The organism is Pseudomonas sp. F220, assembly GCF_057813935.1.
Genome location: NZ_JBVASJ010000113.1, coordinates 1 through 852, shown reverse-complemented (window position 1 = coordinate 852; position 852 = coordinate 1). Strand labels below are relative to the sequence as shown.

The window sequence follows — 852 nt, the reverse complement described above, 5'->3', positions numbered from 1 at the left end:
GTATCCGATCCATAAAGCACACCTACCGGTAGATGCGCCTTGTGTTTACCGTGGCATCTCTGGCGAGCAGTTCCATGGCAGTAGTGCTTCGTAGTCGGCCACCGACTGCGCATGCGGCAATCGCTCAAGTACGTGGCGCAGCCACGTATAGGGCTCCTGGCCGTTGACCTTGGCGGTCTCGACCAAGCTATAGATCTGCGCACTGGCGCTAGCACCTTTGGGCGTATCGCTAAACAGCCATGCTTTACGACCGATCACGAACGGCTTTATCGCTCTTTCGGCGGCGTTGTTGTCGATCGGTAAAAAACCGGCCTCCACATAACGTTCCAGGCGACTCCAGTTGCTGGCCAGATAACCGACAGCCTTACCCAGCACACTTTGCGAAGTGACCTGCGGCTGTGTTTTTTCCAGCCAGCTTTTTAGCTGGGCCAGGATCGGCAGGCTCTTGTCCTGACGACCGATAAAACGTTGCTCATCACTGCTGTCCTTGAGTTCACGCTCGATGCCGTACAGCTTGTTGATCATCGTCAGTGCTATGTCGGCGCGGCCCGTCTTGCCTTTGGGCTGTACTTTTTGTGCGTCGACGAACTTGCGTCGCACATGGGCCATGCACGCCAGCCGTTCAACTCCCGGCTGCAACGCCAGTGCGTTATAACCCGCGTAATCGTCGGTCATCAGGTAGCCGCGATAATCGGCGAGCAGGCGTAGCGGTACCTCCTGCGCTCGGCTGGTGGTGTAGTCAAACAACACTACTTTTCGATCCGGTGGCCCACTGGCTTGCACCCACATCCAGGATTGACTGGTCGGGTCTCGATCCGGCTCTTTAAGCACCTGAACCCGGGTTTCATCGCA

General features: G+C 56.9%; 1 protein-coding gene. It reads right to left on the bottom strand.

Going from position 1 to position 852, the window contains the following annotated elements:
• Nucleotides 1-45 precede the first annotated feature (45 nt).
• On the bottom strand, nucleotides 46-852 hold an 807-nt coding region (tnpC, locus tag ACZYSM_RS29220), incomplete at its 5' end, for an IS66 family transposase (RefSeq protein ID WP_489077154.1).